28 protein-coding genes are annotated in these 25,640 nt (G+C 66.7%); 16 read left to right on the forward strand and 12 right to left on the reverse strand.

All coding sequences use genetic code 11. The features are described 5' to 3' along the window. The first annotated feature begins 167 nt into the window (after positions 1–167). The 10 genes from ACIGHN_RS19955 to ACIGHN_RS20000 all read left to right on the forward strand — a co-directional run bounded on the left by ACIGHN_RS19955 (position 168) and on the right by ACIGHN_RS20000 (position 8,627). Positions 168–857 (forward strand): substrate-binding domain-containing protein, encoded by a 690-nt coding sequence (locus ACIGHN_RS19955; protein WP_396505708.1) that lies wholly within the window; start codon positions 168–170, stop codon positions 855–857. Positions 858–915: 58 nt separating this feature from the next. Beyond that, the gene (locus ACIGHN_RS19960; RefSeq protein ID WP_396505709.1) at positions 916–1,950 is read left to right on the forward strand and encodes an amidohydrolase family protein; all 1,035 of its coding nucleotides are present in this window, start codon (positions 916–918) and stop codon (positions 1,948–1,950) included. 182 nt (positions 1,951–2,132) lie between these two features. Then, a complete protein-coding gene (ligK, locus tag ACIGHN_RS19965; protein WP_396505710.1) occupies positions 2,133–2,816 on the forward strand; it encodes a 4-carboxy-4-hydroxy-2-oxoadipate aldolase/oxaloacetate decarboxylase in 684 nt (227 codons plus the stop codon). A gap of 91 nt (positions 2,817–2,907) precedes the next feature. Continuing rightward, the gene (locus tag ACIGHN_RS19970; protein WP_056411328.1) at positions 2,908–3,921 is read left to right on the forward strand and encodes a tripartite tricarboxylate transporter substrate binding protein; all 1,014 of its coding nucleotides are present in this window, start codon (positions 2,908–2,910) and stop codon (positions 3,919–3,921) included. 126 nt (positions 3,922–4,047) lie between these two features. Further along, positions 4,048–4,986, forward strand: coding sequence for an amidohydrolase family protein (locus ACIGHN_RS19975; protein ID WP_396505711.1), 939 nt, complete (start codon positions 4,048–4,050; stop codon positions 4,984–4,986). Positions 4,987–4,997: 11 nt separating this feature from the next. Beyond that, positions 4,998–5,444: a protocatechuate 4,5-dioxygenase subunit alpha gene (gene ligA, locus ACIGHN_RS19980; RefSeq protein WP_056170929.1), complete on the forward strand. Its 447-nt coding sequence runs from the start codon at positions 4,998–5,000 to the stop codon at positions 5,442–5,444. A gap of 1 nt (position 5,445) precedes the next feature. Next, a complete protein-coding gene (locus ACIGHN_RS19985) occupies positions 5,446–6,303 on the forward strand; it encodes a class III extradiol dioxygenase subunit beta (protein WP_056170926.1) in 858 nt (285 codons plus the stop codon). A 16-nt stretch (positions 6,304–6,319) separates the two neighbouring features. Further along, positions 6,320–7,270 carry a Gfo/Idh/MocA family oxidoreductase gene (locus ACIGHN_RS19990; protein ID WP_396505712.1) on the forward strand — a complete coding sequence of 317 codons (951 nt, stop codon included), beginning with the start codon at positions 6,320–6,322 and terminating at the stop codon, positions 7,268–7,270. 122 nt (positions 7,271–7,392) lie between these two features. Further along, positions 7,393–7,845 carry a DUF1016 N-terminal domain-containing protein gene (locus ACIGHN_RS19995; RefSeq protein ID WP_396505713.1) on the forward strand — a complete coding sequence of 151 codons (453 nt, stop codon included), beginning with the start codon at positions 7,393–7,395 and terminating at the stop codon, positions 7,843–7,845. Then, complete coding sequence (locus ACIGHN_RS20000; protein ID WP_396505714.1) at positions 7,755–8,627, forward strand: YhcG family protein; 873 nt, start codon at positions 7,755–7,757, stop codon at positions 8,625–8,627. Before ACIGHN_RS19995 ends, ACIGHN_RS20000 begins: the two co-directional genes overlap by 91 nt. Before the next feature lie 236 nt (positions 8,628–8,863). On the opposite strand, the gene map is transcribed toward ACIGHN_RS20000, so the two are convergent. Together map and ACIGHN_RS20010 are read right to left on the reverse strand one after the other, a co-directional pair. Beyond that, positions 8,864–9,655: a type I methionyl aminopeptidase gene (map, locus tag ACIGHN_RS20005; protein WP_396505715.1), complete on the reverse strand. Its 792-nt coding sequence runs from the start codon at positions 9,653–9,655 to the stop codon at positions 8,864–8,866. After that, positions 9,655–9,909, reverse strand: coding sequence for a ParD-like family protein (locus ACIGHN_RS20010; RefSeq protein ID WP_396505716.1), 255 nt, complete (start codon positions 9,907–9,909; stop codon positions 9,655–9,657). Before ACIGHN_RS20010 ends, map begins: the two co-directional genes overlap by 1 nt. 156 nt (positions 9,910–10,065) lie before the next feature. Here ACIGHN_RS20010 and ACIGHN_RS20015 point away from each other — a divergent pair, with 156 nt between their 5' ends. Continuing rightward, a complete protein-coding gene (locus tag ACIGHN_RS20015; protein ID WP_396505717.1) occupies positions 10,066–11,091 on the forward strand; it encodes a GNAT family N-acetyltransferase in 1,026 nt (341 codons plus the stop codon). On the opposite strand, the gene ACIGHN_RS20020 is transcribed toward ACIGHN_RS20015, so the two are convergent. Then, complete coding sequence (locus ACIGHN_RS20020) at positions 11,092–11,526, reverse strand: hypothetical protein (protein ID WP_056411341.1); 435 nt, start codon at positions 11,524–11,526, stop codon at positions 11,092–11,094. A gap of 151 nt (positions 11,527–11,677) precedes the next feature. On the opposite strand from ACIGHN_RS20020, the gene ACIGHN_RS20025 reads away from it, so the two are divergent. Then, positions 11,678–12,280 carry a YdeI family protein gene (locus tag ACIGHN_RS20025; RefSeq protein WP_396505718.1) on the forward strand — a complete coding sequence of 201 codons (603 nt, stop codon included), beginning with the start codon at positions 11,678–11,680 and terminating at the stop codon, positions 12,278–12,280. Between the two features lie 28 nt (positions 12,281–12,308). After that, positions 12,309–13,328: an aldo/keto reductase gene (locus tag ACIGHN_RS20030; protein WP_396505719.1), complete on the forward strand. Its 1,020-nt coding sequence runs from the start codon at positions 12,309–12,311 to the stop codon at positions 13,326–13,328. A 69-nt stretch (positions 13,329–13,397) separates the two neighbouring features. Here the strand turns inward: ACIGHN_RS20030 and ACIGHN_RS20035 are convergent, their stop codons facing one another. Then, on the reverse strand, positions 13,398–14,318 hold the full coding sequence (locus ACIGHN_RS20035) for an OmpA family protein (RefSeq protein ID WP_056411347.1): 921 nt from the start codon (positions 14,316–14,318) through the stop codon (positions 13,398–13,400). Between the two features lie 70 nt (positions 14,319–14,388). Beyond that, positions 14,389–14,766, reverse strand: coding sequence for a DUF4398 domain-containing protein (locus ACIGHN_RS20040; RefSeq protein ID WP_056411349.1), 378 nt, complete (start codon positions 14,764–14,766; stop codon positions 14,389–14,391). A gap of 655 nt (positions 14,767–15,421) precedes the next feature. Between ACIGHN_RS20040 and ACIGHN_RS20045 the strand changes: the two genes are divergently transcribed. Next, a complete protein-coding gene (locus ACIGHN_RS20045; RefSeq protein ID WP_396505720.1) occupies positions 15,422–16,609 on the forward strand; it encodes a mechanosensitive ion channel family protein in 1,188 nt (395 codons plus the stop codon). Here the strand turns inward: ACIGHN_RS20045 and ACIGHN_RS20050 are convergent. The 3 genes from ACIGHN_RS20050 to tkt all read right to left on the reverse strand — a co-directional run bounded on the left by ACIGHN_RS20050 (position 16,581) and on the right by tkt (position 20,348). Continuing rightward, positions 16,581–17,051 carry a hypothetical protein gene (locus tag ACIGHN_RS20050; protein WP_396505721.1) on the reverse strand — a complete coding sequence of 157 codons (471 nt, stop codon included), beginning with the start codon at positions 17,049–17,051 and terminating at the stop codon, positions 16,581–16,583. The two genes, ACIGHN_RS20045 and ACIGHN_RS20050, sit on opposite strands and share 29 nt — an antisense overlap. A 120-nt stretch (positions 17,052–17,171) precedes the next feature. Further along, complete coding sequence (gap, locus tag ACIGHN_RS20055; protein WP_056411353.1) at positions 17,172–18,170, reverse strand: type I glyceraldehyde-3-phosphate dehydrogenase; 999 nt, start codon at positions 18,168–18,170, stop codon at positions 17,172–17,174. Between the two features lie 93 nt (positions 18,171–18,263). Continuing rightward, positions 18,264–20,348 carry a transketolase gene (gene tkt / locus ACIGHN_RS20060; RefSeq protein ID WP_396505722.1) on the reverse strand — a complete coding sequence of 695 codons (2,085 nt, stop codon included), beginning with the start codon at positions 20,346–20,348 and terminating at the stop codon, positions 18,264–18,266. Positions 20,349–20,491: 143 nt separating this feature from the next. Between tkt and ACIGHN_RS20065 the strand changes: the two genes are divergently transcribed. Further along, positions 20,492–20,881 (forward strand): S-adenosylmethionine decarboxylase family protein, encoded by a 390-nt coding sequence (locus ACIGHN_RS20065; RefSeq protein ID WP_056411358.1) that lies wholly within the window; start codon positions 20,492–20,494, stop codon positions 20,879–20,881. A 5-nt stretch (positions 20,882–20,886) separates the two neighbouring features. Then, positions 20,887–21,648 carry a nucleotidyltransferase family protein gene (locus ACIGHN_RS20070; protein ID WP_396505753.1) on the forward strand — a complete coding sequence of 254 codons (762 nt, stop codon included), beginning with the start codon at positions 20,887–20,889 and terminating at the stop codon, positions 21,646–21,648. A gap of 19 nt (positions 21,649–21,667) precedes the next feature. Here the strand turns inward: ACIGHN_RS20070 and ACIGHN_RS20075 are convergent, their stop codons facing one another. From ACIGHN_RS20075 to ACIGHN_RS20090, 4 genes are all read right to left on the reverse strand, one after another. Next, the gene (locus tag ACIGHN_RS20075; RefSeq protein ID WP_056170881.1) at positions 21,668–22,426 is read right to left on the reverse strand and encodes a hypothetical protein; all 759 of its coding nucleotides are present in this window, start codon (positions 22,424–22,426) and stop codon (positions 21,668–21,670) included. A 150-nt stretch (positions 22,427–22,576) separates the two neighbouring features. Then, on the reverse strand, positions 22,577–24,286 hold the full coding sequence (locus tag ACIGHN_RS20080) for a flotillin family protein (protein ID WP_396505723.1): 1,710 nt from the start codon (positions 24,284–24,286) through the stop codon (positions 22,577–22,579). A 53-nt stretch (positions 24,287–24,339) separates the two neighbouring features. Next, positions 24,340–24,972, reverse strand: coding sequence for a YqiJ family protein (locus ACIGHN_RS20085; RefSeq protein ID WP_056170875.1), 633 nt, complete (start codon positions 24,970–24,972; stop codon positions 24,340–24,342). Next, positions 24,969–25,640, reverse strand: coding sequence for a PspA/IM30 family protein (locus ACIGHN_RS20090; protein WP_056411363.1), 672 nt, complete (start codon positions 25,638–25,640; stop codon positions 24,969–24,971). Before ACIGHN_RS20090 ends, ACIGHN_RS20085 begins: the two co-directional genes overlap by 4 nt.

Raw genomic sequence — 25,640 nt, forward strand, 5'->3', positions numbered from 1 at the left:
GGCTCGGCAAAAAGTGTTTCCTATCGGTAAATGATATACCTGCTAGACGGTGCAGCTACTTTTTGTATAGCTCGGCTTCGCCCAGAATCCGGCCTAGACAGCGCTCCAAGGCTCCGTGCGGGCTGGGCGCTCTGGCCCTTTTGTCTGCTTTTCACCTTCACGCCACCATGCCCCAACACCTTCGCGGAATCTCGTCCATGGCCACCCGCCAGGTGCTGGCCGAGCTGACTGCGGGCTTCGAGCAGGCCACGGGCCACCGCGCCAGCATCGAGGCCGTGGGCGGTGTGGACGCCGCCCAGCGCGTGATGGCCGGCGAGGCCTTCGATGTGGTGGTGCTCGCGGCCGATGCCATCGCCAAGCTGCTGGCCGCGGGCTGCATCGTGCCCGGCAGCGTGGTGGACCTGGTGCATTCGGGCGTGGCGGTGGCCGTGCCCGCCGGTGCGCCGCAGCCGGACATCGGCTCCGAAGACGCCGTGCGCCAGGCCGTGCTGGCCGCGCGCAGCATCAGCTACTCCACCGGCCCGAGCGGCGTGGCGCTGGCAAAGCTGTTCGAACGCTGGGGCATCGCCGGCGAGATCGCCGGCCGCATGGTGCAGGCCCCGCCCGGCGTGCCCGTGGGCTCGCTGGTGGCCAAGGGCGAGGTGGCGCTGGGTTTTCAGCAATTGAGCGAGCTGCTGCACGTGCAGGGCATCGCCATCGTCGGGCCGCTGCCGCCCGCCATCCAGATCACGACCACGTTCTCCGCCGGCATCGGCGCGTTGTCGCAGCAGGCCGATGCCGCCCGCGAACTGCTGGTCTACATGGCGTCGCCGCAAGCAGCGGGTGCCAAGCGCAAGCAGGGCATGGACCCCGCGTGACCGGCCTGCGCCACAGCACAAGCACTTCGACAAGAACATCTTTCAGGAGCACCACCCCATGAGCCTCATCATCGACTGCCACGGCCACTACACCACGGCCCCCAAGGCGCTGGAGAACTGGCGCAACGCGCAGATCGCCGGCATCAAGGACCCCGCCCAGATGCCCAAGGTGGCAGACCTGACCATCAGCGACGACGAACTGCGCGAGTCCATCGAGACCAACCAGCTCAAGCTGATGAAGGAGCGCGGCAGCGACATCACGCTGTTCAGCCCGCGCGCGAGCTTCATGGCCCACCACATCGGCGACTTCGAGGTGTCCAGCACCTGGGCCGCCATCTGCAACGAGCTGTGCTATCGGGTCTCCACGCTGTTCCCCGACCACTTCGTGCCCGTGGCCATGCTGCCGCAAAGCCCCGGCGTGGACCCCGCCACCTGCATCCCCGAGCTGGAAAAGTGCGTGCACGAATACGGCGCCGTGGGCATCAACCTGAACCCCGACCCCTCGGGCGGCCACTGGACCAGCCCGCCGCTGACCGACAAGCACTGGTATCCCATCTACGAAAAGATGGTGGAGTACGACCTGCCGGCCATGATCCATGTGAGCACCAGCTGCAACGCGTGCTTTCACACCACGGGCGCGCACTACCTGAACGCCGACACCACTGCCTTCATGCAGCTGATCCAGGGCGATCTGTTCAAGGACTTCCCCACGCTCAGGTTCTTGATCCCGCACGGCGGCGGCGCAGTGCCTTACCACTGGGGCCGGTTCCGCGGCCTGGCGCAGGAGATGAAGAAGCCGCTGCTGGACGACCACCTGATGAACAACGTGTTCTTCGACACCTGCGTCTACCACCAGCCCGGCATCGATTTGCTGAACACGGTGATCCCGGTGAAGAACGTGCTGTTCGCCAGCGAGATGATCGGCGCGGTGCGCGGCATCGACCCCACCACCGGCAACTACTACGACGACACCAAGCGCTACATCGAGGCCAGCAAGATCCTGAGCGCTGACGACAAGCACCAGGTCTACGAAGCCAATGTGCGCCGCGTGTTCCCGCGCCTGGATGCGCGCCTGAAGGCCAAGGGGCTGTGACCTTGCTGCCGGCCTAGATCACCCCCAACCCCGGCCGTTCACGCTGAGCCTGTCGAAGCGCGGCACCAGGCTTCGACAAGCTCAGCCCGAACGGATGGGAACGGATCGAACGCGATGCAATGCGATGCGATGCGGCGCGATCAAAGTCCCGACACCACCCACACCAACGGAGAGAGACAAACATGTACGAACTAGGCGTTGTCTACCGCAACATCACCCGCGCCGACCGCGCGGCCGCCGACGGCCTGGCCGCTTTGGGCTCGGCCACCGTGCACGAGGCCATGGGCCGCGTCGGCCTGCTCAAGCCCTACATGCGCCCCATCTACGGCGGCCAGCAGATCAGCGGCACCGCCGTGACCGTGCTGCTGCAGCCGGGCGACAACTGGATGCTGCACGTGGCGGCCGAGCAGATCCAGCCCGGCGACGTGGTGGTGGCGGGGGTCACGTCCGAGTGCACCGACGGCTACTTCGGCGACCTGCTCGCCACCTCCTTCCAGTCGCGCGGTGCGCGTGCGCTCATCATCGACGCCGGCGTGCGCGACGTGAAGACGCTGCAGGAGATGAACTTCCCCGTGTGGAGCCGCGCCATCAGCAGCAAGGGCACGATCAAGGCCACGCTGGGCTCGGTGAACATCCCCGTGGTGTGCGCCGGTGCGCTCGTCAAGCCGGGCGACGTGATCGTGGCCGATGACGACGGCGTGGTCTGCGTGCCCGCCGCCCGTGCAGCCGAGACCCTGGCCGCCGCGCAAAAGCGCGAGAGCTTCGAAGGCGAGAAACGCGCCAAGCTGGCCTCGGGCGTGCTGGGCCTGGACATGTACAACATGCGCCCCGGCCTGGAGAAGGCGGGCCTCAGGTACATCGACTAGATCAGGCAGCCTTGAATATTTCAGGCCTCTACCGCTTGACTGGCAAGCGGTAGCAGCTATCGAATTTATAGCGTTTGTTTTTTTGCATTCCATGACCTCTCGCACCTTCTCCCCCCTGCGCCGCAGCGTTGGCCTGGCGTCCGTTGTCTCGCTCGGCCTGGCCGCCACCCTGGGCCTCGCGTCCCACGGCGCACACGCCCAGGCCTTCCCCACCAAGCCGGTGCGCATCATCACGCCCTTCCCGGTGGGTGGCGGCCCTGATGGCGTGGCCCGCCTGGTAGCCGACAAGTTGTCCAAGAGCTGGGGCCAGCCCGTGGTGGTCGAGAACCGGCCCGGCGGCAACGGCTTCATCGCCATCGACGCCTTCAAGCGCGGCGCCAAGGACGGGCATGACCTGATCGTGCTGGACAACGTGCACCTGGCCGCCTACCCCAGCCTGTTCAAGAAGCTGCCCTACGACGTGGCCAAGGACTTCGACACGCTGCTGCCGCTGTTCAAGACCCACTTCTTCTTCACCGTGGGCACGGGCAGCAAGTACAAGACCGTGGGCGACATCGTGGCCGACGCCAAGGCCCGCCCGGGCAAGCTCAACTACGGCTCGTGGTCCGTGGGCAACCCGGTGCACCTGGGCTCGGAGCTGTTCGAGTCCGCCACCGGCACGCAGATGGAGCACGTGATCTTCAAGGAGACCACGCAGCTGTACACCTCGGTCGCCACCGGCGACATCGACTTCGCGTTGGGCAGCGCCGCCACCGCCGGCCCGCTGTACCGCGCGGGCAAGCTGCGCCTGCTGGCCTTTGCCGGCCCCCAGCGCTCGGCCGAGTTCCCCGACGTGCCCACCGTGGGCGAAGCGGGTGGCCCCAAGGACTTTGCTGTGACCGGCTGGAACGCCATCGCCGTGCCGCCCGGCCTGCCTGCGGCCGTCACCGACAAGATCAAGCGCGACATCGAGCAGGCCCTGACCGGCCCCGATGTGGCCGAGAAGTTCAAGACCTTCGGCTACGAGCAGTTCCCCACCACGCGCCCCCAGTTCGCGCAGTTCGTGAAGGACGAGAGCCAGCGTTTTGGCGACGTGATCAAGAAGGCCAACGTTTCGCTGGACTGATGCCTCCCCCCCGAAGCGCCTGCGGCGCCTCCCCCTCCAGGGGGCGCACCCGGCGGCCCGGCGAAGCCGGTTCCGCGGGTGCACTGGCCCAGTCTGGCGTCTTTTAACCATGAAGGTTCAAACATCATGAGCAAACCCACTTCCGGCCCTTTCGAGAAGACCGCTGGCTGGCTCGACTGGTACACCGGCCCGACCCGGCCCCGGTTCCAGCTGCCCCCAGGCGCGGTGGATGCGCACTGCCACGTGTTCGGCCCCGGCGCCGAATTTCCTTACGCACCCGAGCGCAAGTACACGCCGTGCGATGCCTCCAAGGCGCAGCTGTTCGCGCTGCGCGACCACCTGGGCTTCGACAAGAACGTGGTGGTGCAGGCCACCTGCCACGGCGCGGACAACCGCGCCATGGTCGATGCGCTCCAGGCCAGCGGCGGCAAGGCCAAGGGCGTGGCTACGGTCAAGCGCAGCATCTCGGACGCCGAGCTGCAGGCGCTGCACGACGCCGGCGTGCGGGGCGTGCGCTTCAACTTCGTCAAGCGCCTGGTGGACTTCACGCCCAAGGACGAGCTGATGGAGATCGCCGGCCGCATCCACAAGCTCGGCTGGCACGTGGTGATCTACTTCGAGGCGGTGGACCTGCCCGAGCTGTGGGACTTCTTCACCCAGCTGCCCACCACGGTGGTGGTGGACCACATGGGCCGCCCGGATGTGAGCAAGCCGGTGGATGGCCCCGAGTTCGCGCTGTTCCTGAAATTCATGCGTGAGCACCCCAACGTGTGGAGCAAGGTGAGCTGCCCCGAGCGCCTGTCGGTGGCCGGCCCCAAGGCACTGAACGGCGAGCAGGCCGCGTACCAGGACGTGGTGCCGTTTGCGCGCAAGGTGGTCGAAGAGTTCCCCGACCGCGTGCTCTGGGGCACCGACTGGCCGCACCCCAACCTCAAGGACCACATGCCCGACGACGGCCTGCTGGTGGACTTCATCCCGCACATCGCGCCCACGGCCGAGCTGCAGAGGAAGCTGCTGGTGGACAATCCCACGCGCCTGTACTGGCCCGAGTTGGCCCGGGGCTGAAGGAGCACACCATGGCATTGCACAAACCCTACAAGGACGTGCCCGGCACGACCATCTTCGACGCCGAGCAGTCGCGCCTGGGCTACCACCTGAACCAGTTCTGCATGTCGCTCATGAAGGCCGAGAACCGCGCGCGGTTCCTGGCCAACGAGCGCGGCTACCTGGACGAGTGGCCCATGACGGAAGACCAGAAGCTGGCCGTGCTCGCCCGCGACCTCAACCGCTGCATCGCGCTGGGCGGCAACATCTACTTCCTGGCCAAGATCGGCGCGACCGACGGACGGTCCTTCCAGCAGATGGCCGGCTCCATGACCGGCATGACGGAAGACGAATACCGCAACATGATGATCGGCGGCGGCCGCTCGGCCGAGGGCAACCGCTACGTCGGCGAAGACGGCGACGCGCAGGCCCACCGACAACCCCAAGGAGCCGCCGGCAAGAAGCCGGCCGGACACTGACATGGCCAAGATCACCGCATCCGTCTACACCTCGCACGTGCCCGCCATCGGCGCGGCGCTCGACCTGGGCAAGCAGGGCGAGCCCTACTGGCAGCCGCTGTTCAAGGGCTACGACTTCTCCAAGGCATGGGAGAAGGCCAACAAGCCCGACGTCGTGTTCCTGGTCTTCAACGACCACGCCACCGCGTTCAGCCTGGACATGATCCCCACGTTCGCCATCGGCACGGCCGCGTCCTACCAGCCCGCCGACGAGGGCTGGGGCCCGCGCCCCGTGCCCACGGTGTACGGGCACCCCGAGCTGGCCGCGCACATCGCGCAGTCGGTCATCCAGGACGACTTCGACCTCACCATCGTCAACCGCATGGATGTGGACCACGGCCTCACCGTGCCGCTGTCGCTGATGTTCGGCCAGCCCGAGCAGTGGCCCTGCAAGGTCATCCCGTTCGCGGTCAACGTGGTGCAGTACCCCGTGCCGTCGGGCAACCGGTGTTTCCAGATCGGCAAGGCCATCCGCAAGGCGATCGAGTCGTTCGATGAAGACCTCAACGTGCAGATCTGGGGCACGGGCGGCATGAGCCACCAGCTGCAGGGCCCGCGCGCCGGCCTCATCAACAAGGACTGGGACAACCGGTTCCTGGACCGCCTGATCGCCGAGCCCGCCGAACTGGCCCAGGTGCCGCACATCGAATACGTGCGCGAAGCCGGCAGCGAGGGCATCGAACTCGTGATGTGGCTCATCGCCCGCGGCGCCATGAGCGACGTGGCCGGTACCGGCCCAGCGCCCAAGGTGGCGCACCGCTTCTTCCACGTGCCCGCCAGCAATACGGCAGTGGGGCACCTGATCCTCGAGAACCAATAAATTCAAGGAACCCGACATGACCATCAAAGTCGCACTCGCAGGCGCTGGCGCCTTCGGCATCAAGCATCTGGACGGCATTAAAAACATCGACGGCGTCGAAGTCATCTCCCTCATCAGCCGCGACCTGGCCAAGACCCAGGAAGTGGCCGGCAAGTACGGCATCCAGCACGTCAGCACCGACCTGAACGATGCCCTGGCCATCCAGGAAGTGGATGCCGTCATCCTGTGCACCCCCACGCAGATGCACGCCGAGCAGAGCATCGCCTGCCTGAAGGCCGGCAAGCACGTGCAGGTGGAGATCCCGCTGGCAGATAGCCTCAAGGGCGCGCAGGAAGTCGTCGCCACGCAAAAGGACAAAGGCCTGGTGGCCATGTGCGGCCACACGCGCCGTTTCAACCCCAGCCACCAGTACGTGCACCAGAAAGTCCAGTCGGGCGAATTCAACATCCAGCAGATGGATGTGCAGACCTACTTCTTTCGCCGCACCAACACCAATGCGCTGGGCCAGGCCCGCAGCTGGACGGACCACCTGCTGTGGCACCACGCAGCGCACACGGTGGATTTGTTCGCCTACCAGGCGGGCAGTCCCATCGTCAAAGCCAACGCCATCCAGGGCCCCATCCACCCGGTGCTGGGCATTGCGATGGACATGAGCATCCAGCTCAAGGCAGAGAACGGCGCCATCTGCACGCTGTCGCTCTCGTTCAACAACGACGGCCCGCTGGGCACGTACTTCCGCTACATCGGCGACACCGCCACCTACCTGGCGCGCTACGACGACCTGTACAACGGCAAGGACGAGAAGATCGACGTGAGCCATGTCGACGTGTCGATGAACGGCATCGAGCTGCAGGACCGCGAGTTCTTCGCCGCCATCCGCGAAGGCCGCGAACCCAACTCCAGCGTGGGCCGCGTGCTGGCGTGCTATGAGGTGCTGCACGGGTTGGAGCAGCAGCTCAACGGCTAGAGCCGCCCGGTTCTCGCCATGGGGCCCATCGCCCACCCCGCCGAATAGAATGATTCGGTCAGCGGGGTGGGCTTTTTTATGGGCACTGCGGAGGCGGCTTTTGGAACATGGCGTGAACATTCGTGGACAACAACGTCCCGGCAAGCTTGGTAGACCACCGGCGCAAGCCGAGATTCGCGAAAGCAGGGTGGGACTGGGCTATGGCATCTAAACGCAGTCTCAGCAAGCGCGAACCACCGCCCAGCAGCTTTTCGGCTCTGGTGGCCGACATCCGTCATGTGCACGCACAGTGCGCCGCGCAGGCGACACGTGCCGTCAACATCAGCCTGACGTTTCGCAACTGGCTGATCGGTGCGCACATCCATCACTACGAACTACAGGGCGCGGACCGCGCCACTTACGGCGACAAGCTGCTTCACAACCTGGCCGAGCAACTCACACAAGGCAAGGTCAGCAACTGCGACCGCGCCAGCTCTACCGCTATTTGCGCTTCTATCGCCTTTATCCAGGCATTGTGGGGGCGCTGTCCCCACAATTCGCCGAGTTGCAGCCACCTACAGCCAACGCGCAAGTAAAAGTGGGGACAGCGTCCCCACTTTTGGGGACGGAAGCGGGCGCTGGCGACCCATTGCAACTGCTCACCCGCCTGTCGTACAGCCACATCGCGGAGCTGGTAGGCCTGGAAGACCCGGCGCAACGCAGCTTCTACGAAACCGAGGCATTGCGCGGCAACTGGTCGGTGCGCGAACTCAAGCGCCAGATCAGCACGCTGTACTACCAGCGCAGCGGCCTCTCCACCGACAAGACGACCCTGTCACAGCGGGCCCACGCCAAAGCCGAGCGGGCCGATCCTCAGCAAATCATCCGCGATCCCTACGTCTTTGAATTTCTGGGCCTGAAGCCTCAGGAGACCGTGACCGAAGGCCAGCTTGAGGATGCGCTGCTCGACAAGCTGCAAGCTTTTTTGCTGGAACTGGGTCACGGCTTTTGCTTTGAGGCACGGCAAAAGCGCGTGGTGATGGGCGGCGAACACTTCTTTGTGGATCTGGTTTTCTATCACCGTGTGCTCAAGTGCCATGTGCTCATCGAGCTGAAGAACGATGCCTTCAAACACGAAAACCTGGGGCAGCTGAACGCCTATGTCAGCTACTACAAGCACAACCACATGACCGAGGGCGACCAGCAGCCCATCGGCATATTGCTGTGCACTCGCAAGAACACCGAGCTGGTGCAGTACGCCTTGGCAGACATGAGCAACAAGCTCTTTGTGTCGCGCTACCAGGTGCAGCTACCAGGCACGGAGGAGATGGCGGCTTTCTTGCACAGGGCCGTGGAGGAGTTGGGGGGGCGGGAATGAATGAGCGGGCAAAGGCGAGTTGGGCGAGTTGGGCGAATTGAAGAACAACCATGACGGAGCCGCCGGCCGGTCATTGCGCTCTTGGTACGGTCGTCGCTCAATATTCATGCCCCAAAAGGCCCCTGCTGCGCATCTGACGGGCGCAAGCAGCTATCAAATCAATAGCTGCTCTTTTTTGGCCGACGTACGCCACCTGCGCAGCGCCTGGACGCAAGGCGCGCCGTCGATCAGATGGTTCAGATCGGCGCGTAGCTGCCCGTGCCGCCTGGCCAGGCCGTGAGCACTTCGTACCCGTCGGGCGTCACCGCCACCATGTGCTCCCACTGGGCGGACAGCGAGCGGTCCTTGGTCACCACGGTCCAGCCGTCGGCCAGCTCCTTGGTTTCGCGCCCGCCGGCGTTGAGCATGGGCTCGATGGTGAAGACCATGCCGGCCTCCAGCGTGAGGCCGGTGCCGCGCTGGCCGTAGTGCAACACGTTCGGTACGTCGTGATAAATCTGCCCGATGCCGTGCCCGCAGTACTCGCGCACCACGCTGAAGCGCTCGCGCTGCGCCACGGTCTGGATCGCGTGGCCGACGTCGCCCAGCGTGGCGCCGGGCCGCACCTGCCGGATGCCCGCGCACAGGGCTTCGTACGTCGTTTCCACCAGGCGCCGGGCGAGCGTGCTGGGCGCACCGACGAAGTACATGCGGCTGGTGTCGCCGTACCAGCCGTCCTTGATCACGGCCACGTCGATGTTGACGATGTCGCCCTTCTTCAGGATCTTGTCGTGCGACGGAATGCCGTGGCAGACCACCTGGTTGACCGAGGTGAGGATGGTCTTGGGGTACCCCAGGTAACCCACGTTGGCCGGCACCGCGCCCTGCACGTTCACGATGTGGTCGTGGCAGATGCGGTCCAGTTCTTCGGTGCTCACGCCGGGCACCACGTGGGGCTCGATCACGTGCAGCACCTCGGCGGCCAACTGCGCGGCGCGCCGCGACAGGGCCAGCTCGTCCGCCGACTTGATGGGAACGCTGCGCGCCATCAGTGTTTGCCGTTCGCCACGGCGCGGGGCTTGTCCGGCAGGCCGTCCACGGCCATGGCGATGTCCAGGCCGCCCGCCATTTCGGCCCGCACCAGCAGCTGGCAGATCTCGCGGTGGTCGAGCTCCGGGTGCATCTCGGTCAGCATGCCCACCCGCATCCAGTGCTCGGCCTGCGCGTTGATGGAGCGGCTCAGTGCCGTGCCTGCGACCCGCAGGTTCTCGTGCATCTGGTCGGAAATTTTGACGATACCCATGGATTGGTCTCTATATAAAACGTATACGAATTATATATAAAACGTGTAGCGACGTCTTAAGATGACGCACAGCATGGGTTGACCACAATGGGCGGTCCGCCGTGCCGCTGCCTCTGCGGCCCACGCACGCCACCGCAACACCAGGACCAGCCACCCATGGGTTCATCGCCTCCCGTGACCTTTCGCCCCTTCGCCGGGCCGTCGGATTTTCCGGCCATGGTCGCCTGCGCCAACGCCAGCTTTGCGCTCGATGAGACCCGGTTCTTCCGCACCGTGGACGACGTGGCGCGCGACTACGCCGCATTCACCGCGTGCGTGCCGCAGCACGACGTGTGGATCGCGCAGGCGGGAGACAACATCGCCGGTTATGTGCGTGCCTGGCACTGGGAGCAGGTCGACGGGCTGCAGCTGTACGGGCAGTTCGCCGTGGTCGCACCGCCGTGGCGCAGGCGCGGCATCGGCACGCAACTGCATGCGTGGCTGGAGGCGCGGCAGCGCGCCATGGCCGCGGCCTGGGGCCACCCCGGCCCGCATGCGCACCACGCCTTCGTCACCCAAGGCGAAACCGCGCGCGCGGCGCTGCTGGAAAAATCCGGCTACCGGCCCGAGCGCTACTTCTTCACCATGGTGCGCCCCACGCTGAACGACATCGCCGACTTCGCGCTGCCTGTCGGCGTGGAAGTGCGCGCGGTGCAGCCCGACCACTACCGCGCCATCCGCGAGGCGCACCACCGTGCGTTCCGGTCGCACTGGGGTGTCGCGCCGCCGGACGACGATGACTACGAACGCTGGCTGGACAGCCCCGTCTTTCAGCCGCACCTGTGGCAGGTGGCCTGGGATGTGGCCACGAACGAAGTGGCGGGCCAGGTGCGCGCGTACATCGACACCACGTGGAATGCGGGCAACGCACGCCAGCGCGGCTGGACGGAGTTCATCAGCGTGGACGAGCGCTGGCGCCGCCGGGGCCTGGCGCGTGCGCTGATCTCGCGCAGCCTGCGGGCGCAGGCCGACGCGGGCATGCACGAGTCCGGGCTGGGCGTGGACAGCACCAACGCCCACGGCGCCCAGGGCATCTATGAAGACTGCGGATTCATCGTCGAGCAGCGCAACTGCGTGTTCCGCAAGCCCCTGCTCCTGGACCGCACGCACCAGCCGCGGAGCCCCGCCGCGCCCGCGCGTTAGTCAGTTCGACAGGTCCCTCGACAGCACGATGAGCCCCCACACCGCCACCACCAACTGCACCAGGTTGAGCAGCAGCGCCGTGGCATGGATGCGGCGGAACTGCTGCACCGCCCCTGCATGGCCCGCTTCGATCCGGCTGCCCAGATGCAGCATCACCGGCAGCAGACGCCTGCGCAAGAGCGTGGCCGTGGCAGCCAGCACGGCGGCACCCACGGCAAACGCCCACCGGCCCCACAGCGCATAGCTGACCGCAGCGCCCAGTGCCACCCAGAAAGCGGCCTGGTAGTACACGTTGAAGAATCCGCGCACGAACCGGGCGTCCAGCGGCTCGTCGTGCCGCAGTATCAAAAGCGGCAGGCCCCCCAGCAGGAAGTAGCCCGTGTTGACCAGCATGGCCACGGTGAAGAACAGCGCGGGGTAGATCGCGGAGGGCATGGCACTTCTCCTGGGCAGGGCGGGCTCGCTGCGGCGGGGCGATGGGGCCGCGAACGGCCTTGCGTAATGTATCTCTGGCGGGCGCGCAGGGGTGCGGCCTGCGTGCTGCCCGCCTGTACAGGCGCGCAGATGTTGGCAACAATGGCCCGCCATGCCAGCCCCCACTTTCTTCGCCACGCCCGCCGCCTTCCGCCGATGGCTGCAGCAGCACGCCGCGCAGTCCAGCGAGCTGCTGGTGGGCTTTCACAAGGTCGGCTCGGGCCGCCCCTGCATGACATGGTCCGAATCGGTGGACGAGGCGCTGTGCTTTGGCTGGATCGACGGCGTGCGCCGGCGCATCGACGAGCACAGCTATTCCATCCGCTTCACGCCACGCAAGCCATCGTCCATCTGGAGCGCGGTGAACATCGCCAAGATGGAGCAGTTGCAGGCGGTTGGCCGCATGACGCCCGCGGGCCTGGCGGCCTTCAGCCACCGCAAGTCCGACAAGTCCGCCATCTACTCGCACGAACAGGCCGCAGCCGCCGAGCTGCCCGCGCCGCAGTTGCGCGAGTTCCAACGCCACAAGAAGGCCTGGCAGTTCTTCGAGGCCGCACCGGCGGGATATCGCAAATCGATGCTGCACTGGGTGACATCGGCCAAGCGTGCCGAAACCCGCGATTCGCGGTTTGCGCAATTGCTGGCCGCTTCGCAAGCGGGCGAACGGATCGACCTGTGGACGGGGCGGGCCGCGGCGTTGGCTGCCAAGGCTTGAGGGTGCCTGCTTGTCGTAAGCTTGCGGCATGCAACAAAGAAACCTTGGACCTTTCTCCGTCTCGGCCATCGGCCTGGGCTGCATGAACCTCTCGCACGCCTACGGCGCGCCGGTGTCGGCCGAGCAGGGCGAGCGCGTGCTGCTGGCCGCGCTCGATGCCGGCGTGACGCTGTTCGACACCGCCACGCTGTATGGCTTCGGCGCCAACGAAACACTGGTGGGCCGCGTGATGAAGAGCCACCGCAGCCGCTTCACCCTGGCGAGCAAATGCGGCATGCAGGGCGTGGACGTGGCCGGCGACGGCAAGCTGGTGCGCGTGATCGACGGCCGCCCCGCCACGCTGCGCCAGACCTGCGAAGACAGCCTGCGCCGCCTGCAGACCGACGTGATCGACCTGTACTACCTGCACCGCTGGGACAAGAAGGTGCCCATCGAAGACAGCGTGGGCGCACTGGCCGACCTGGTGCGCGCGGGCAAGATCCGCAGCATCGGCCTGTCCGAAGTGTCTGCCGCCACCCTGCGCCGCGCGCACGCGGTGCACCCCATCGCGGCGGTGCAGACCGAGTATTCGCTGTGGACCCGCAACCCCGAGATCGCCGTGCTCGACGCCTGCCGCGAGCTGGGCACCGCCTTCGTCGCCTTCAGCCCCGTGGCGCGGGGTTTCCTCTGCGGCGAACTCACGGACGTGAGCACGCTGGACGCCAAGGACATTCGCCGCGCCATGCCGCGTTTTGCACCCGATGCCTATGCCGCCAACCTGCAACTGCTGACCGGCTACCAGGCCATCGCGCGCGAGGTGGGCTGCACCCCCGCGCAACTGGCGCTGGCGTGGTTGCTGCATCGGGGCGAGCACATCATCCCCATCCCCGGAACGACGAGCGTGGAGCACCTGCTGGACGATGTGGGCGCGGCCGGTGTGCAGCTGGATGCGGCGGTGATCGCACGGCTCGATGCGCTGATCAATGAGGGCACGGTGGTGGGCCCGCGGTACAGCGCGCAGAGTGCGGGTGAGGTGGATACCGAGACGTTCGAAAGCCGCGCGGCGTAGCGGGTGCTGAAAAGACAAGGGCCCGGAGCATCACTGCTCCGGGCCCTTGCCTTTGGGTTACTGGAAGCCTCAACGTCCGCGCAGATTCCCCTTGTCATCCGCAATCACGATCTCGACGCGACGATTCATCGCGCGGCCCTCCGGCGATGCGTTGTCGGCCACGGGGTGGGCCTTGCCGTAGCCGCGGGCGGTGATGCGGCTGGTGTCCACGCCGCGCACCACCAGCGCGTCGCGCACGGCCTGGGCGCGACGGTCGGACAGGTCCTGGTTGTAGCTATCGGAGCCCACGCTGTCGGTGTAGCCCTCGATCAGCAGCTTGCGGTCCGGGAACTGCTTCAAGAAGTTGGCCAGCTTCTCCAGGCGCGGTGCGGCCTGGGGCGAGAGCTCGGCCTTGTTGAAGGCGAACAGCACGTCGCCGAGCGTGACCAGCAGGCCGCGTTCGGTCTGCTGCGCTTCCATGTCGCGCAGCTGGGCTTCCAGCGCGCGCACGCGGTCCTGGGCGGCATTGGCCTGGGCCATGGCGGCGGTGGCGTTGGCCTGCTGCTGGGCGGCGCGTTGCTCGGCGCTCATGGCCTGGGCCTGGGCCTGCTGGGCGCGCAGGCGGGCCTGGTCGGCCTCCTGGGTGCGGGCCTGCAGGCGGATGCGGTCGGCCTCGCTGCCGGCTTGCTGGATGTTGGCATCGAGCTGGCGTGCGCGGGCGGTGTTGGTCGCGATCTCGGCACGCTGGCGGGCGATGTAGGCCAGGTGGTTGGTTTCCGATTCGTCGTGGTCGTCGGCCCATTCACGGTCGGCGCGGGCCAGGGCGTCGGTGGCTTGCTTGAGCTCCACGGCGGCGTACTGGTTCACGGCGGGGTCGCCCGCAGCGGCGGTGACGGCAGAGCGGGCTTGCTCCAGGGCGGGCAGGGGTGCGGTGCTGGCGCAGGCGGCGAGCAGGCCCACGGCGATCAGGCTGGAGCACAGGGCGGTGGTACGGTGGATCAATTGGCGCATGGTGGGATGTCCCTTCAAATGTCGTTCAGGCGGTCAGTGGTGAGGCGCGGCGCAAGGCGTGCGACGGCGCTCAGCGGGGAGACCGGCGGTTGATTTCTTCCTGCAGCGCACGGATGCTGTCCTGCACCTGGGCCAGGTTGGTGGCGTTGCGGGCCGCATCGGCGCGCGTCTCGGCCACGCGGGCATCGACTTCTGCTTCGGCTGCCAGGCGGCGGGCGTTCTTGTAGTCGCCCTGGGTCATGGACTTCTCGGCCTGGATGAGCTTTTCCTGCGCACGCTGCAGGTCGACCGGTGCATTGGCGGCCACGGTGGGCGCTGCCGCGACACGGTTGACCGTAGTGCGGGTCACGGCCATCTGCTCGGTGGGGGCGGGGGTGGAAGAGCATGCCGCCAGGGCGCCCAGCGCAAGGGCTGCAGCGGTGGTTCGGATAAGTGCGGTCGAGTGCATGGTGTAGTGAACTCCTGCTGGAAGTGGTGTAGTGACGGTGGCCAGCGGCTGTGCCGCGAGGGCACGTTGTGCGGTGCTGGCACCGGAGACCAGGGGTGGCCCTGGTGTGCATGCATTGTTGGCGGCGGGCCGTGGAGGGGGCGTAGGTACTGCCTCTGTATTCCTGTGGGCGAAGTCTTACGAACTCTTGCAATTGCATGCGCTGCTGCATTCACATTTGCATTTGCGGCTTTGCGTTGATGGGTGGCGCAGGAGTGCGCGGCTGAGTCCTACGGCTTGACGGGCATCAACATGGCACGCTAGTTACTTGGTAGCGAAGGTGTGGTGCGGGCGGCCAGCGATGTGCCGCACCCAATCGTGCGCGGACGGACCATGCTGAAAGCCGTGCCAGTGGGCTCGAAAGACCGTTGACACTGTTTGTCAAACGGGCTTGTTCTGCACGCCAGCACCTGACGTCTTCTCGGCCGGGCTTTCTTGCTGGACCATGCCGGTAGGTCGGCTGAGCCAGCCTGCGATGGCGCCGTGTGCGGTGTCTGGTGGTGGTGCTGGCAGTTGCGGGCGCTCTTCGCTTTTCGTGAACATCGGCCAAGTGCAGCGCTTGCAGCGCGTGCAGCGCGGGCCCTGTGCCGATCCAATGCAAGGAGCAGCGTTGAGCATGCAAGATTTCCCCTTCATGACCTGGGTCCGCGAGACCACCGTCATCGGCATTCCGTTGTGGAGCCTGCTGCTGGCACTGGCCGCAGCCGTCACCACCTACTTTGCGATCATGGTGGTGCTGCACCTGCTCACGCGGCGTGCCCGCAGCTGGGCCAGCCGCTCAGGTAGCGCCACCGCGCACACGGCGGCCGATGTGCTCGCCGGCACCAGCCGGCTTCTGGTGTTGCTGGTCGCACTGCTGGTGGGGGCCAACTTTTTGGACCTGCCCCTGCGCTGGGAAACGCGGCTGAGCCAGCTGTGGTTCGTAGCGGTGGCGCTGCAGCTGGGCCTGTGGGGCATGCGCGCCATTGGCTTGGGTGTGGGCCGCTACGTGCAGCGGCACAGCTCCAGCGGCATGACGCAGGTCAGCGCGTCGGCCACGCTGCTGTCCTGGGGCCTGCGCACGCTGCTGTGGAGCGTGGTGGCGCTGGCCATCCTGTCCAACCTGGGGGTCAACATCACTGCCTTCATCGCCAGCCTGGGTGTAGGCGGCATTGCGGTGGCGCTGGCGGTGCAGAACATCCTGGGCGACCTGTTCGCATCGCTGGCCATCGCGGTGGACAAGCCCTTCGAGGTGGGCGACTTCATCGTGGTGGGCAATGTGTCGGGCACGGTGCAGGTCATCGGCCTCAAGACCACGCGCATCCGCAGCCTGCAGGGCGAGCAGATCGTGATGTCCAACACCGACCTGCTCAAGCAGACCATCAGCAACTACCGCATGCTGGAGAAGCGGCGCATCGTCTTCCAGTTCGGCGTGTCGTACGCCACCACGCCCGAGCAGGCCGAGGCCATCCCCGGCGTGGTGCGCAGGCTCATCGAGGCGCACCCCGAGCTGCGCCTGGACCGCGTGCACTTCAAGTCGTTCGGCGAGAGTTCGCTGCAATACGAAGTGGTCTACATCGTGCAGGACCCGGCGTTCAACCTGTACATGGACCTGCAGCAGTCCATCAACCTGGCACTGATGCGGGAGTTCAAGGCCATGGGGGTGGCGTTTGCGTTTCCGACGAGCACGGTCCACATTGCGCGAGACCGGCCTGCGACTGCCGCGAGCGTGGCGGCAAAAGCGCGGCAGGCGGAACAGGTAGAGCATGTGGAGGCGGGAGGGGCCGGCGAGGTCCTCAGTCGTTCAACACAAAACCGATCCTGACCTCGCGACAGGGGCCGTGTGCTTCCACGCTGATATCGGCGCTCCACACATCGGGGTGCTCGCAGCGCATGTGGCGAAAGTGAGTCCCGGCGCCCGCAACCTGGGCCGGGTCTCCACTGCAAGCCAGTGGCGCCATGGCGGCAGCGTGCTTTAGCAACGCGACATCGGGGTCCATGTAACTGCCGTAGTCCATGGCGACATACGGCACGCCTTCGCCATCGCGCCCCTTCCAGTGAAAGCGCGCGGGGCGGCATTCTGCAAAGGTGGGCGTGGCATCGCGGACGCTTTCAGGCACGCCGACGTAGTACAGCGGCCATCCTGGCCTGACGTCGCTGACTTCGAACAGCATCCAGAGGCCCAGCAGGGCAGTCGGCGGCAGGATCAGGCACGCGAGAACAAGGCCCTTCACCCATCCTGGCAGCTTCGGTGTTGGGTCATTCATTACGGGGCACGAGCAGCTGCAGGGTTCCAAAAAAAGGCCGGCGACCCTTGCGGATAGCCGGCCTGAACGGGTAGTTGCAGACTTAGCGCTTCTTTCTCAACCGGCTGTGTCCGTTTGCCATCACTTGGCGACGACGCGCACCATCTCCAGGCACTTGTTCGAGTAGCCCCATTCGTTGTCGTACCAGGACACGATCTTCACGAAGGTGCCATCGAGCGCAATGCCGGCATCCGCGTCGAAGATCGATGTGCGGGTGTCGCCACGGAAGTCGGTGGCCACCACCTTGTCTTCGGTGTAGCCCAGCACGCCCTTGAGCGCGCCTTCGGACTGGGCCTTCATCTCGGCCTTGATTTCTTCGTACGTGGCGGCCTTGTCCAGCTCCACGGTCAGGTCTACCACCGACACGTCGGAGGTGGGCACGCGGAAGGACATGCCGGTCAGCTTCTTGTTCAGGGCAGGGATCACCACGCCCACCGCCTTGGCAGCGCCGGTGCTCGAAGGGATGATGTTCTCCAGGATGCCGCGGCCGCCGCGCCAGTCCTTGTTGGACGGGCCGTCCACGGTCTTTTGCGTGGCGGTGGCGGCGTGCACCGTGGTCATCAGGCCGCGCTTGATGCCCCACTTGTCGTTGAGCACCTTGGCCACGGGGGCCAGGCAGTTGGTGGTGCACGAGGCGTTGGACACGATGGCCTGGCCGGCGTAGGTGTCGTGGTTCACGCCGAACACGAACATGGGCGTGTCGTCCTTGGACGGGGCCGACAGGATGACCTTCTTGGCGCCGGCATCGATGTGCTTTTGCGCGGTGACCTTGTCCAGGAACAGGCCGGTGGATTCGATCACCACATCGGCGCCGACTTCGTTCCACTTCAGGTTGGCAGGGTCGCGCTCTTGCGTCAGGCGGATCTTCTTGCCGTTGACGATCAGGGTATTGCCCTCGACCGACACGGTGCCCTGAAAGCGGCCGTGCACCGAGTCGTACTGCAGCATGTACGCCAGGTAGTCAGGCTCCAGCAGGTCGTTGATGCCCACGACTTCGATGTCGCTGAAGTTCTGGACGGCGGAGCGCAGCACGTTGCGGCCGATGCGGCCGAAGCCGTTGATACCAATCTTGATCGTCATAGCTTGTCATCTCTCCAAGGTTGCAAAGTCGAAAAATCAGGAATCTGCCGCAACGCGCCCCCCGGCGGCAGGGCGCGCAGCGGGCTGGACGGGTCAGCGTGCATTCTTGGCGGGCTTGAGCCGTGCGGCGCCGACGGCAACCAGCACCGCGTCGGCGACGTTCTCTTCGGTAAAGCCGAAGTGCTTGAACAGCACGGGCGCGGGAGCCGATTCGCCATAGGTGTCGATGCCGACGACAGCAGCGCAGCCGTACTTCCACCAGCCGTCGGTCACGCCCATTTCCACCGCAACACGGGGCACGCCGGCAGGCAGCACGCTGCTCTTGTACTTGGCGTCTTCGCGGTCGAACGTGGTCGTGCTGGGCATGGAGACCACGCGCACGGCCACTTTCTTGTCGGCCAGCAGGCGCTGGGCCTTCAGGGCCAGTTGCACTTCGGAGCCGGTGGCGATGATCACGGCCACGGCCTTCTTGTTCAGGCCCACGTCGGCGGGTTCGGACAGCACGTACGCGCCGCGGCTGATGTCGCCCAGGTCGCGCTTGGGGGCGTAGGGCAGGTTCTGGCGCGACAGCAGCAGGGCGGTGGGCTTGTTGCGGTTGGACAGGGCCACGCTCCAGGCCACGGCGGTTTCGGCCGTGTCACCGGGGCGCCACACATCCAGGTTGGGGATCAGGCGCAGGCTGGCGGCGTGCTCGATGGACTGGTGGGTGGGGCCGTCTTCGCCCAGGCCGATGGAGTCGTGCGTGAACACGTGGATCACGCGCTGCTTCATCAGCGCAGCCATGCGGATGGCGTTGCGGCTGTAGTCGCTGAAGGTCAGGAACGTGCCGCCATAGGGGATGAAGCCGCCGTGCAGCGCGATGCCGTTCATGATCGCGGCCATGCCGAATTCGCGCACGCCGTAGTTGATGTGGCGGCCGCCGATTTTTTGGCCGCCTTCGACTTCGGTCTGCACCACGTTGCCCTGCATGTCAAAGCGCAGGTTGGGCGTGCTCTTGGTGTTGGTGAGGTTGGAGCCGGTCAGGTCGGCGCTGCCGCCCAGCAGTTCGGGCAGCGCGGCGGTGAAGGCTTCCAGCGCCAGTTGGCTGGCCTTGCGGCTGGCCACGGTTTCGCCCTTGGTGTGGGCGGCGACCACGGTGTCCACGGCCACTTGCGCGAAGTTGGCGGGCAGGTTGCCTTCCATGCGGCGCGTCAGTTCTGCCGACAGCTCGGGGAAGGCCGCGGTGTAGGCGGCAAAGCGCTCGTTCCATTCGGCTTCGACGTTCTGGCCGTTGGCCTTGCCGTCCCAGTCGGCGTACACGTCTTGCGGCACGACGAAGGGCTCGCTGCTCCAGCCCAGGGCTTCGCGCGTGAGCTTGATTTCTTCGGCACCCAGCGGCTCGCCGTGGGCCTTGGCGGTGTTGGCGCGGTTGGGGCTGCCCTTGCCGATGTGCGTCTTGCACACGATGAGGGTGGGGCGCTCGGTCTGCTTCTTGGCCTCGGCAATCGCGGCGGCCACCTTGTCGGCGTCGTGGCCGTCGATGGGGCCGATCACGTTCCAGCCGCTGGCCACAAAGCGCAGGGGGGTGTTGTCGGCAAACCAGGGGGCGACCTGGCCGTCGATGCTGATGCCGTTGTCGTCGTACAGGGCGATCAGCTTGTTGAGCTTCCAGGCGCCGGCCAGGGACACGGCCTCGTGGCTGATGCCTTCCATCAGGCAGCCGTCGCCCAGGAAGACGTAGGTGTTGTGGTCCACCACCGCATGGCCTTCGCGGTTGAACTCGCTGGCCAGCAGCTTTTCAGCCAGCGCAAAGCCCACGGCGTTGGTGATGCCCTGGCCCAGCGGGCCGGTGGTGGTCTCGACGCCGGCGGTGTAGCCCACTTCGGGGTGGCCGGGGGTCTTGCTGTGCAGCTGGCGGAAGTTCTTGAGTTCTTCGATCGGCAGGTCGTAGCCGGTGAGGTGCAGCAGCGCGTACAGCAGCATCGAGCCGTGGCCGTTGGAGAGCACGAAGCGGTCGCGGTCGAACCACTGGGGGTTGGCGGGGTTGTGCTTGAGGTGGCGGCCCCACAGTGCCGCCGCCATGTCGGCCATGCCCATGGGGGCGCCGGGGTGGCCGGAGTTGGCTTGTTGAACTGCGTCCATGGCCAATGCGCGGATTGCATTTGCCATCTGTTGGGATTGCTGCGGGGTATGGGCCATGGGGTGTGCGGGTTCGGGTGGGAGGGGTGGGATTTCAGGGGGAAACCCGGCATTTTACCGGCCCTGCTTTCCCGCGCCCGAACCGGCAGGGCCGAACCCTTGGCGAAGCAGCGCCGGCGCTGCGATGCACTACAGTGCGGGCCATGCAAGGACTGCACCTCACCGCCGATCTCCGGGACTGCCGCTGTGCCCCCGTGTGGCTGCTGGACGCCGCCGCGCTGGGCCAGGCCTGCGCCGACGCCGTGCGCCACGCCGGGCTGCAGCCCGTGGGCCAGGTGTTTCATGAATTCCCGGCCACAGCGCACGGCCCGGGCGGGGTGACAGCTACGATTTTGCTAGCTGAGTCGCACCTGTGCGTGCACACCTGGCCCGAGCAGCGCGCCGTCACGCTCGATGTCTACGTGTGCAATTTCGGCGCCGACCATTCGGACAAGGCGCGGGCGCTGATGGATGCGCTGCTGGCGTTGTTCGAGCCTTCCTCGGTGCAGCGCCACGCGCTGCAACGGGGCACCGTGCCGGAGCTGGCGGCATGAGCGCGATGAACCCGGCCGTCCCTTCCCAGGTCCCCGCGCTGCTGCTGGCCGCCGGCCGCGGCGAGCGCATGCGCCCGCTGACCGACACCACCCCCAAGCCGCTGCTCGCGGTGCAAGGGCTGCCGCTGCTGGAGTGGCACCTGCAGGCGCTGCAGGATGCGGGCGTGCAGCGGGCGGTCATCAACACCGCCTGGCTGGGGGCGCAGATCAGCGAGCGGTTTGCAGATGTTTTTGGCCTCCACCGCTTGCTGGACGGGCGCAAGCCGCTATCAATTTCATACTCCCACGAGGGTGTGGACTTCGGTGGTGCACTTGAAACCGCCGGCGGCATCGCCCGCGCGCTGCCCCAGCTGGGGCCGGTGTTCTGGCTGGCGGCGGGCGATGTGTTTGCGCCCGACTTCGTGTTCGACAGCGCCGCAGTGCAGGCTTTTGCCGCCAGCGACCGCCTGGCGCACCTGTGGCTGGTGCCTAACCCGGCGCACAACCCGCGGGGCGACTTCGGCTTGTCGCCAGAGGGGCTGGCGCTGAACCTCGCACCCGGCGATGCTGCGCCCCGCTACACCTACAGCACCATCGCCCTGCTGCGCGCAGAGCTGTTCGCGCTGCCTTGGTGCGACATTCCGGCCGGCAACCCGCAGGGCATTCAGGCGCCGCTGGCCCCGCTGCTGCGCCGCGCCATGGACCAGGGCCGTGCCAGCGCAGAGATCTACCCCGGCCGCTGGACGGACGTGGGCACGCCCGAGCGGCTGGCAGAGCTCAACCGCTGACGCGGCGGCGCAGGCGCGGTCACTGCGTGGCCGTGGCGGGGCCGGAGTAGGCAGGCTGCACCGCAATGGCAGGGCCATTTTCACACCCGCGAAACAGCCACTGGCTGGGCATGAAGCGCGCATCCGGGCCGTCGGGCGCGGGCTTGCCCACCTCCGCCTGCACGTCGTAGGGGATGTGCGGCACCTGGAACAGGGCCAGTTGGCCCTTCTTGCACGCCATGGCCGGAATCAGCTTGTGGGGCACCCATGCCTGGCTCGCGTTGTCGTACCGGTACAGCGGCCCGATCTGCTGGTCCTGGGCCAGCTCCACGCGCATCGGCACCACCTGCAGCGCGCTGGCCCAGACCGAGGCCACCTGCACCGGTTCCGCGAACCGCACGGCCTCCAGCCCGTAGAGCGCCAAAGGACGGCCCGGCGCGCCCTTGTCGAACGGGTCGTTGCGGTTGATGAGGCTGCCCGCAGGGATCAGCAGTTCGCCGTACTGAAAGTCCTGCGGCAGCACGAACTTCTCCCGGCTCGCACGCACCACCGCGCCATCCTGCCGCGCCTGCTTGGCGCTGTGCGACAGGAAGAGCTGTGCTATCAGCAGCAGGTTGCAGGCTGCCGCCACCGCGCAGGCGATCACCAGGCCCCGGCGGGTGAGCAGCCACTTGTTCGGGATGTCGACCCAGCGCACATACATCGCATAGATCAGCAGCGCACTCGTCAGCAGCAGGCCGAGCAGCGGCAGCAGGACGGCCACGATGAGGTGCAGCAGGGCATTGAGCAGGTTGAGCATGGTTGCAGGGAAAGTGGCAGAGCAGGGCGCCTTCGAGACCATCGCCCGGGGCGGCGGCGCATCGTGAGGCGTCGAGTCTGCCATGAGCCGCGGGCCGCCCGGCCTGCTCGGTCGGCGGCGGGCAGCGTCCGCGGCTTCTGACCTTGCCGCTTACTCTGCGGGCCGGGCGGCAGCGCGCTCGGCCGTCGGCTGTCCGCCCAGCATGCCTGCCAGGCTCTGCGCCATGCCGGTGATGCCTTCGTTGGACAAGCCTGCGTCCTTCATCACCGCATCGACGATGGGCTTGGCGATCTGGTACTGCAGGGCCGAGTTCATGACCTGCTCCGGGAAGGTGCCCTGCGCTCCATTGCCGCCTGCCGCTGGGCCCTGGCCGCCTTGGCTGCCGGGCATGCCCCCCACCTGAACGATGCGGATCGAGTCGATCTTCTCCATGGGGCGCACGGCCTGCTCGATGATCTGCGGCAGTTGCTGCAGCAGCAGGCTGCGCACCTGCAGGTCCACCTGCGCTGCAGACAAGGTGTTGAGCGCTTCGTTCAGCGCGCGCTTGCCTTCGGCCTCGGCCAGGGCCGCCGCCTGGCGCGCGCGGGCCTCGATGGTGATCGCTTCGGCGCGGTCCATCGCCGCTTCCTTTTCGGCCGACGCGGACACGCGAACGGAAATGGCGTTCTGCTCAGCGTCTTTCGACGCCTCGATCAGCTGGATGCTCTTGTCACGCTCGGCCACGGCCACCTGGCGCGCGGTGTTCACGGCTTCTTCGGCTTTCACGGCCTCGGCGCGGGCCAGGTTGGCGGCGGCGTCCGCGTCCGACTGTTCGCGCGACTTGGTGGCAATGGCGATCTGTGTGTCCTGGCGGGCGATTTCCACCTGCTTGCGCTGCTCGGCGCGCTTGGTCTCGGTGTGGCGCTCCAGTTCGATCTCGCGCGTCTGGATGACCAGGTTCTTCTCGATCTCGGCGGCCTTGATCTCGCGCTCGGCCTCGATGCGCTTTTGGCTCACCTGGCGCTCGGCTTCGATCTTGGCGGCCTCGGCCTCGCGGCTGCGCTCGGCCTGCTGCGTGGCGATCAGTGCGGCCTGCTCGGCGCGGGAGTTTTCGATCTCGCGTTTTTGCGACAGCGAGGCGAACTCCTGGTCCTTCTCGATGGTGAGCTTCTGGCGCGTGGCTTCCAGGTCCTTGGTACGCACCTGCACTTCGGTGTCCTGCTCCACGTCGTTGCGCTGCTTGCGGCGCGCCTCGGTCTGCTCGGTCAGGCGCGTCAGGCCCTCGGCGTCGAAGGCGTTGTTGGGGTTGAAGAACTGCTTTTCGGTCTGGTCCAGGCTGGTCAGCGAGACGGATTCAAGCTCCAGGCCGTTCTTCTCCAGGTCTTCGGCCACGGCGTTCTGCACGGCCTGCACGAAGTCGCGGCGCTTGTCCTGCAGCTCCTGGATGGTCATGGTTGCGGCGGTGGCGCGCAGCGAGTCGACGAACTTGTCTTCCACCAGCGCCTTGAGCTCCTCGGGGCTCATGGTGCGGGCGCCCAGCGTCTGGGCGGCGATGCTCACGGCCTCTTCGGTCTGCTTGACGCGCACGAAGAAGGCGGCGGTCACGTCCACGCGCATGCGGTCCTTGGTGATCAGGCTTTCCTTGGCGCGGCGCACCACTTCGAGCTTCAGGGTGTTCATGTTCACCAGCACGCGCTCGTGAAACACCGGCAGCAGGATGGCGCCGCCGTCCATGATGACCTTCTGGCCGCCCAGGCCCGTGCGCACGAAGGCCGTCTCTTTGGTGGAGCGCTTGTACAGGCGCGAAAAAACGATGCCGATGGTCAGCAGGGCCAGCAAGGCAATGCCTGCGATGGTGCCCATTTCGATCAGGTTGGTCATTTTCTAGGTTCTCCCTCTTTGGATGTCTGTTGGATTTGGGTGTATCGGCGGGTCTACATCAGCGCCGGATGCGGGTTGGCGATGCAGCGGTAGAAGGCGCCCACCTTGCGCACGATGAGGATCTGCGCGCCTTCGTCGAAGACCTCGTCATCCACATCGGGCTCCACCATCAGGTAGTGGGTGCGGCCATGCGTGTCGCGCACGCGGGCCTGCGCGGCCAGGCCGCGGCGCGCCGCACCCGCGGAGACGACGCCCGGGCGGCCGATGAGCGACATCTCGCTCACGGCCGAGGTCTCGTCGCGCGGGATGATGTGGGCGATGAGCGCGCCCAGGCTGCGCACCGTGGCCATGCCCGGGGCCACGGCCGCAAGGCCTGCGACCCACACCGGCAGGTAAAACCCCAGCAGGCCGTGCGCGACCTTCTGCAGGCTGTAGCCGAACACGGCGTAGCCCGCAAGGAACAGCACCATCAGCACCAGCGAAGGCACCTTGCCCAGGTGCAGCCAGCCCAGGACCCGGTCCAGGCCGCTTTCTCCATGCACGTCGGGCAGCAGGTCGTCGATCCAGTTGCTGGGGCTCAGCGAGATCAGCATGCCCAGGCCCTCGATCAGCGCAATGCCGACGATGAGCGCAAAGGCCACGCCGAAGGGCCAGGTCTCCGGGGCGGTGAACAGGCCGACGATCACGGCTTGACGGCCCTCAGCTGTGCCATGCGCTCGGCGATCTTGTTGTCGCGCACCAGGTCATCGAGCTCCTTGAGCTTGGCCGCCTGGTCCAGCGTGTTGCTGCGGTCCGTGCCCGACAGGCCGGTCTGGCGGGCGTAGACGCGGTCGAACGCGCCAGCCACGGCGTCCATGCGCTGCGCCGGGTTGGCACCGCCGGGCTGTGCAGCCGCGGATGGCACGGCGCTGGCGCGGCTCTTGCGGAACGCTTCGAGCGCTTCCATCATCTCGCGCTGCTTGGCCAGCAGCGCGGCCACGTAGCCGGTGAGCTCGCTCTCCTGCCGCGCAAGTTCTGCCAGCGTGGTTTCCAGCACGGGGATCTGCGCCTCGATGTCGAGCTGCCGAGCCACCGCAGCGCGTGCCAGATCCTCGCGGCCGGCGGCCAGGGCCTGCTCGATCTGCTCACCGAGCTTGCCGTGCTGGCCATTGAGATTGGCGTGTTGCTGCTGGGCCAGGTGCCGGTTGGCGCTGGCCAGGCCCAGCTCGTGGCGGACATCGCCGATGACGGCATCGGCCTCGCGCAGCGACTGCTCCATCACGGCCACGGGGGCCTGGTTCTCCAGGTGGTCCACCAGTGCGTGGACGCTGCCGGTGATCACGCGTCCAACGCGGGTCTTCAGGGAATCTGCCAT

This window comes from Acidovorax sp. NPDC077693, assembly GCF_044542805.1.
Lineage (GTDB): Bacteria > Pseudomonadota > Gammaproteobacteria > Burkholderiales > Burkholderiaceae_C > Acidovorax.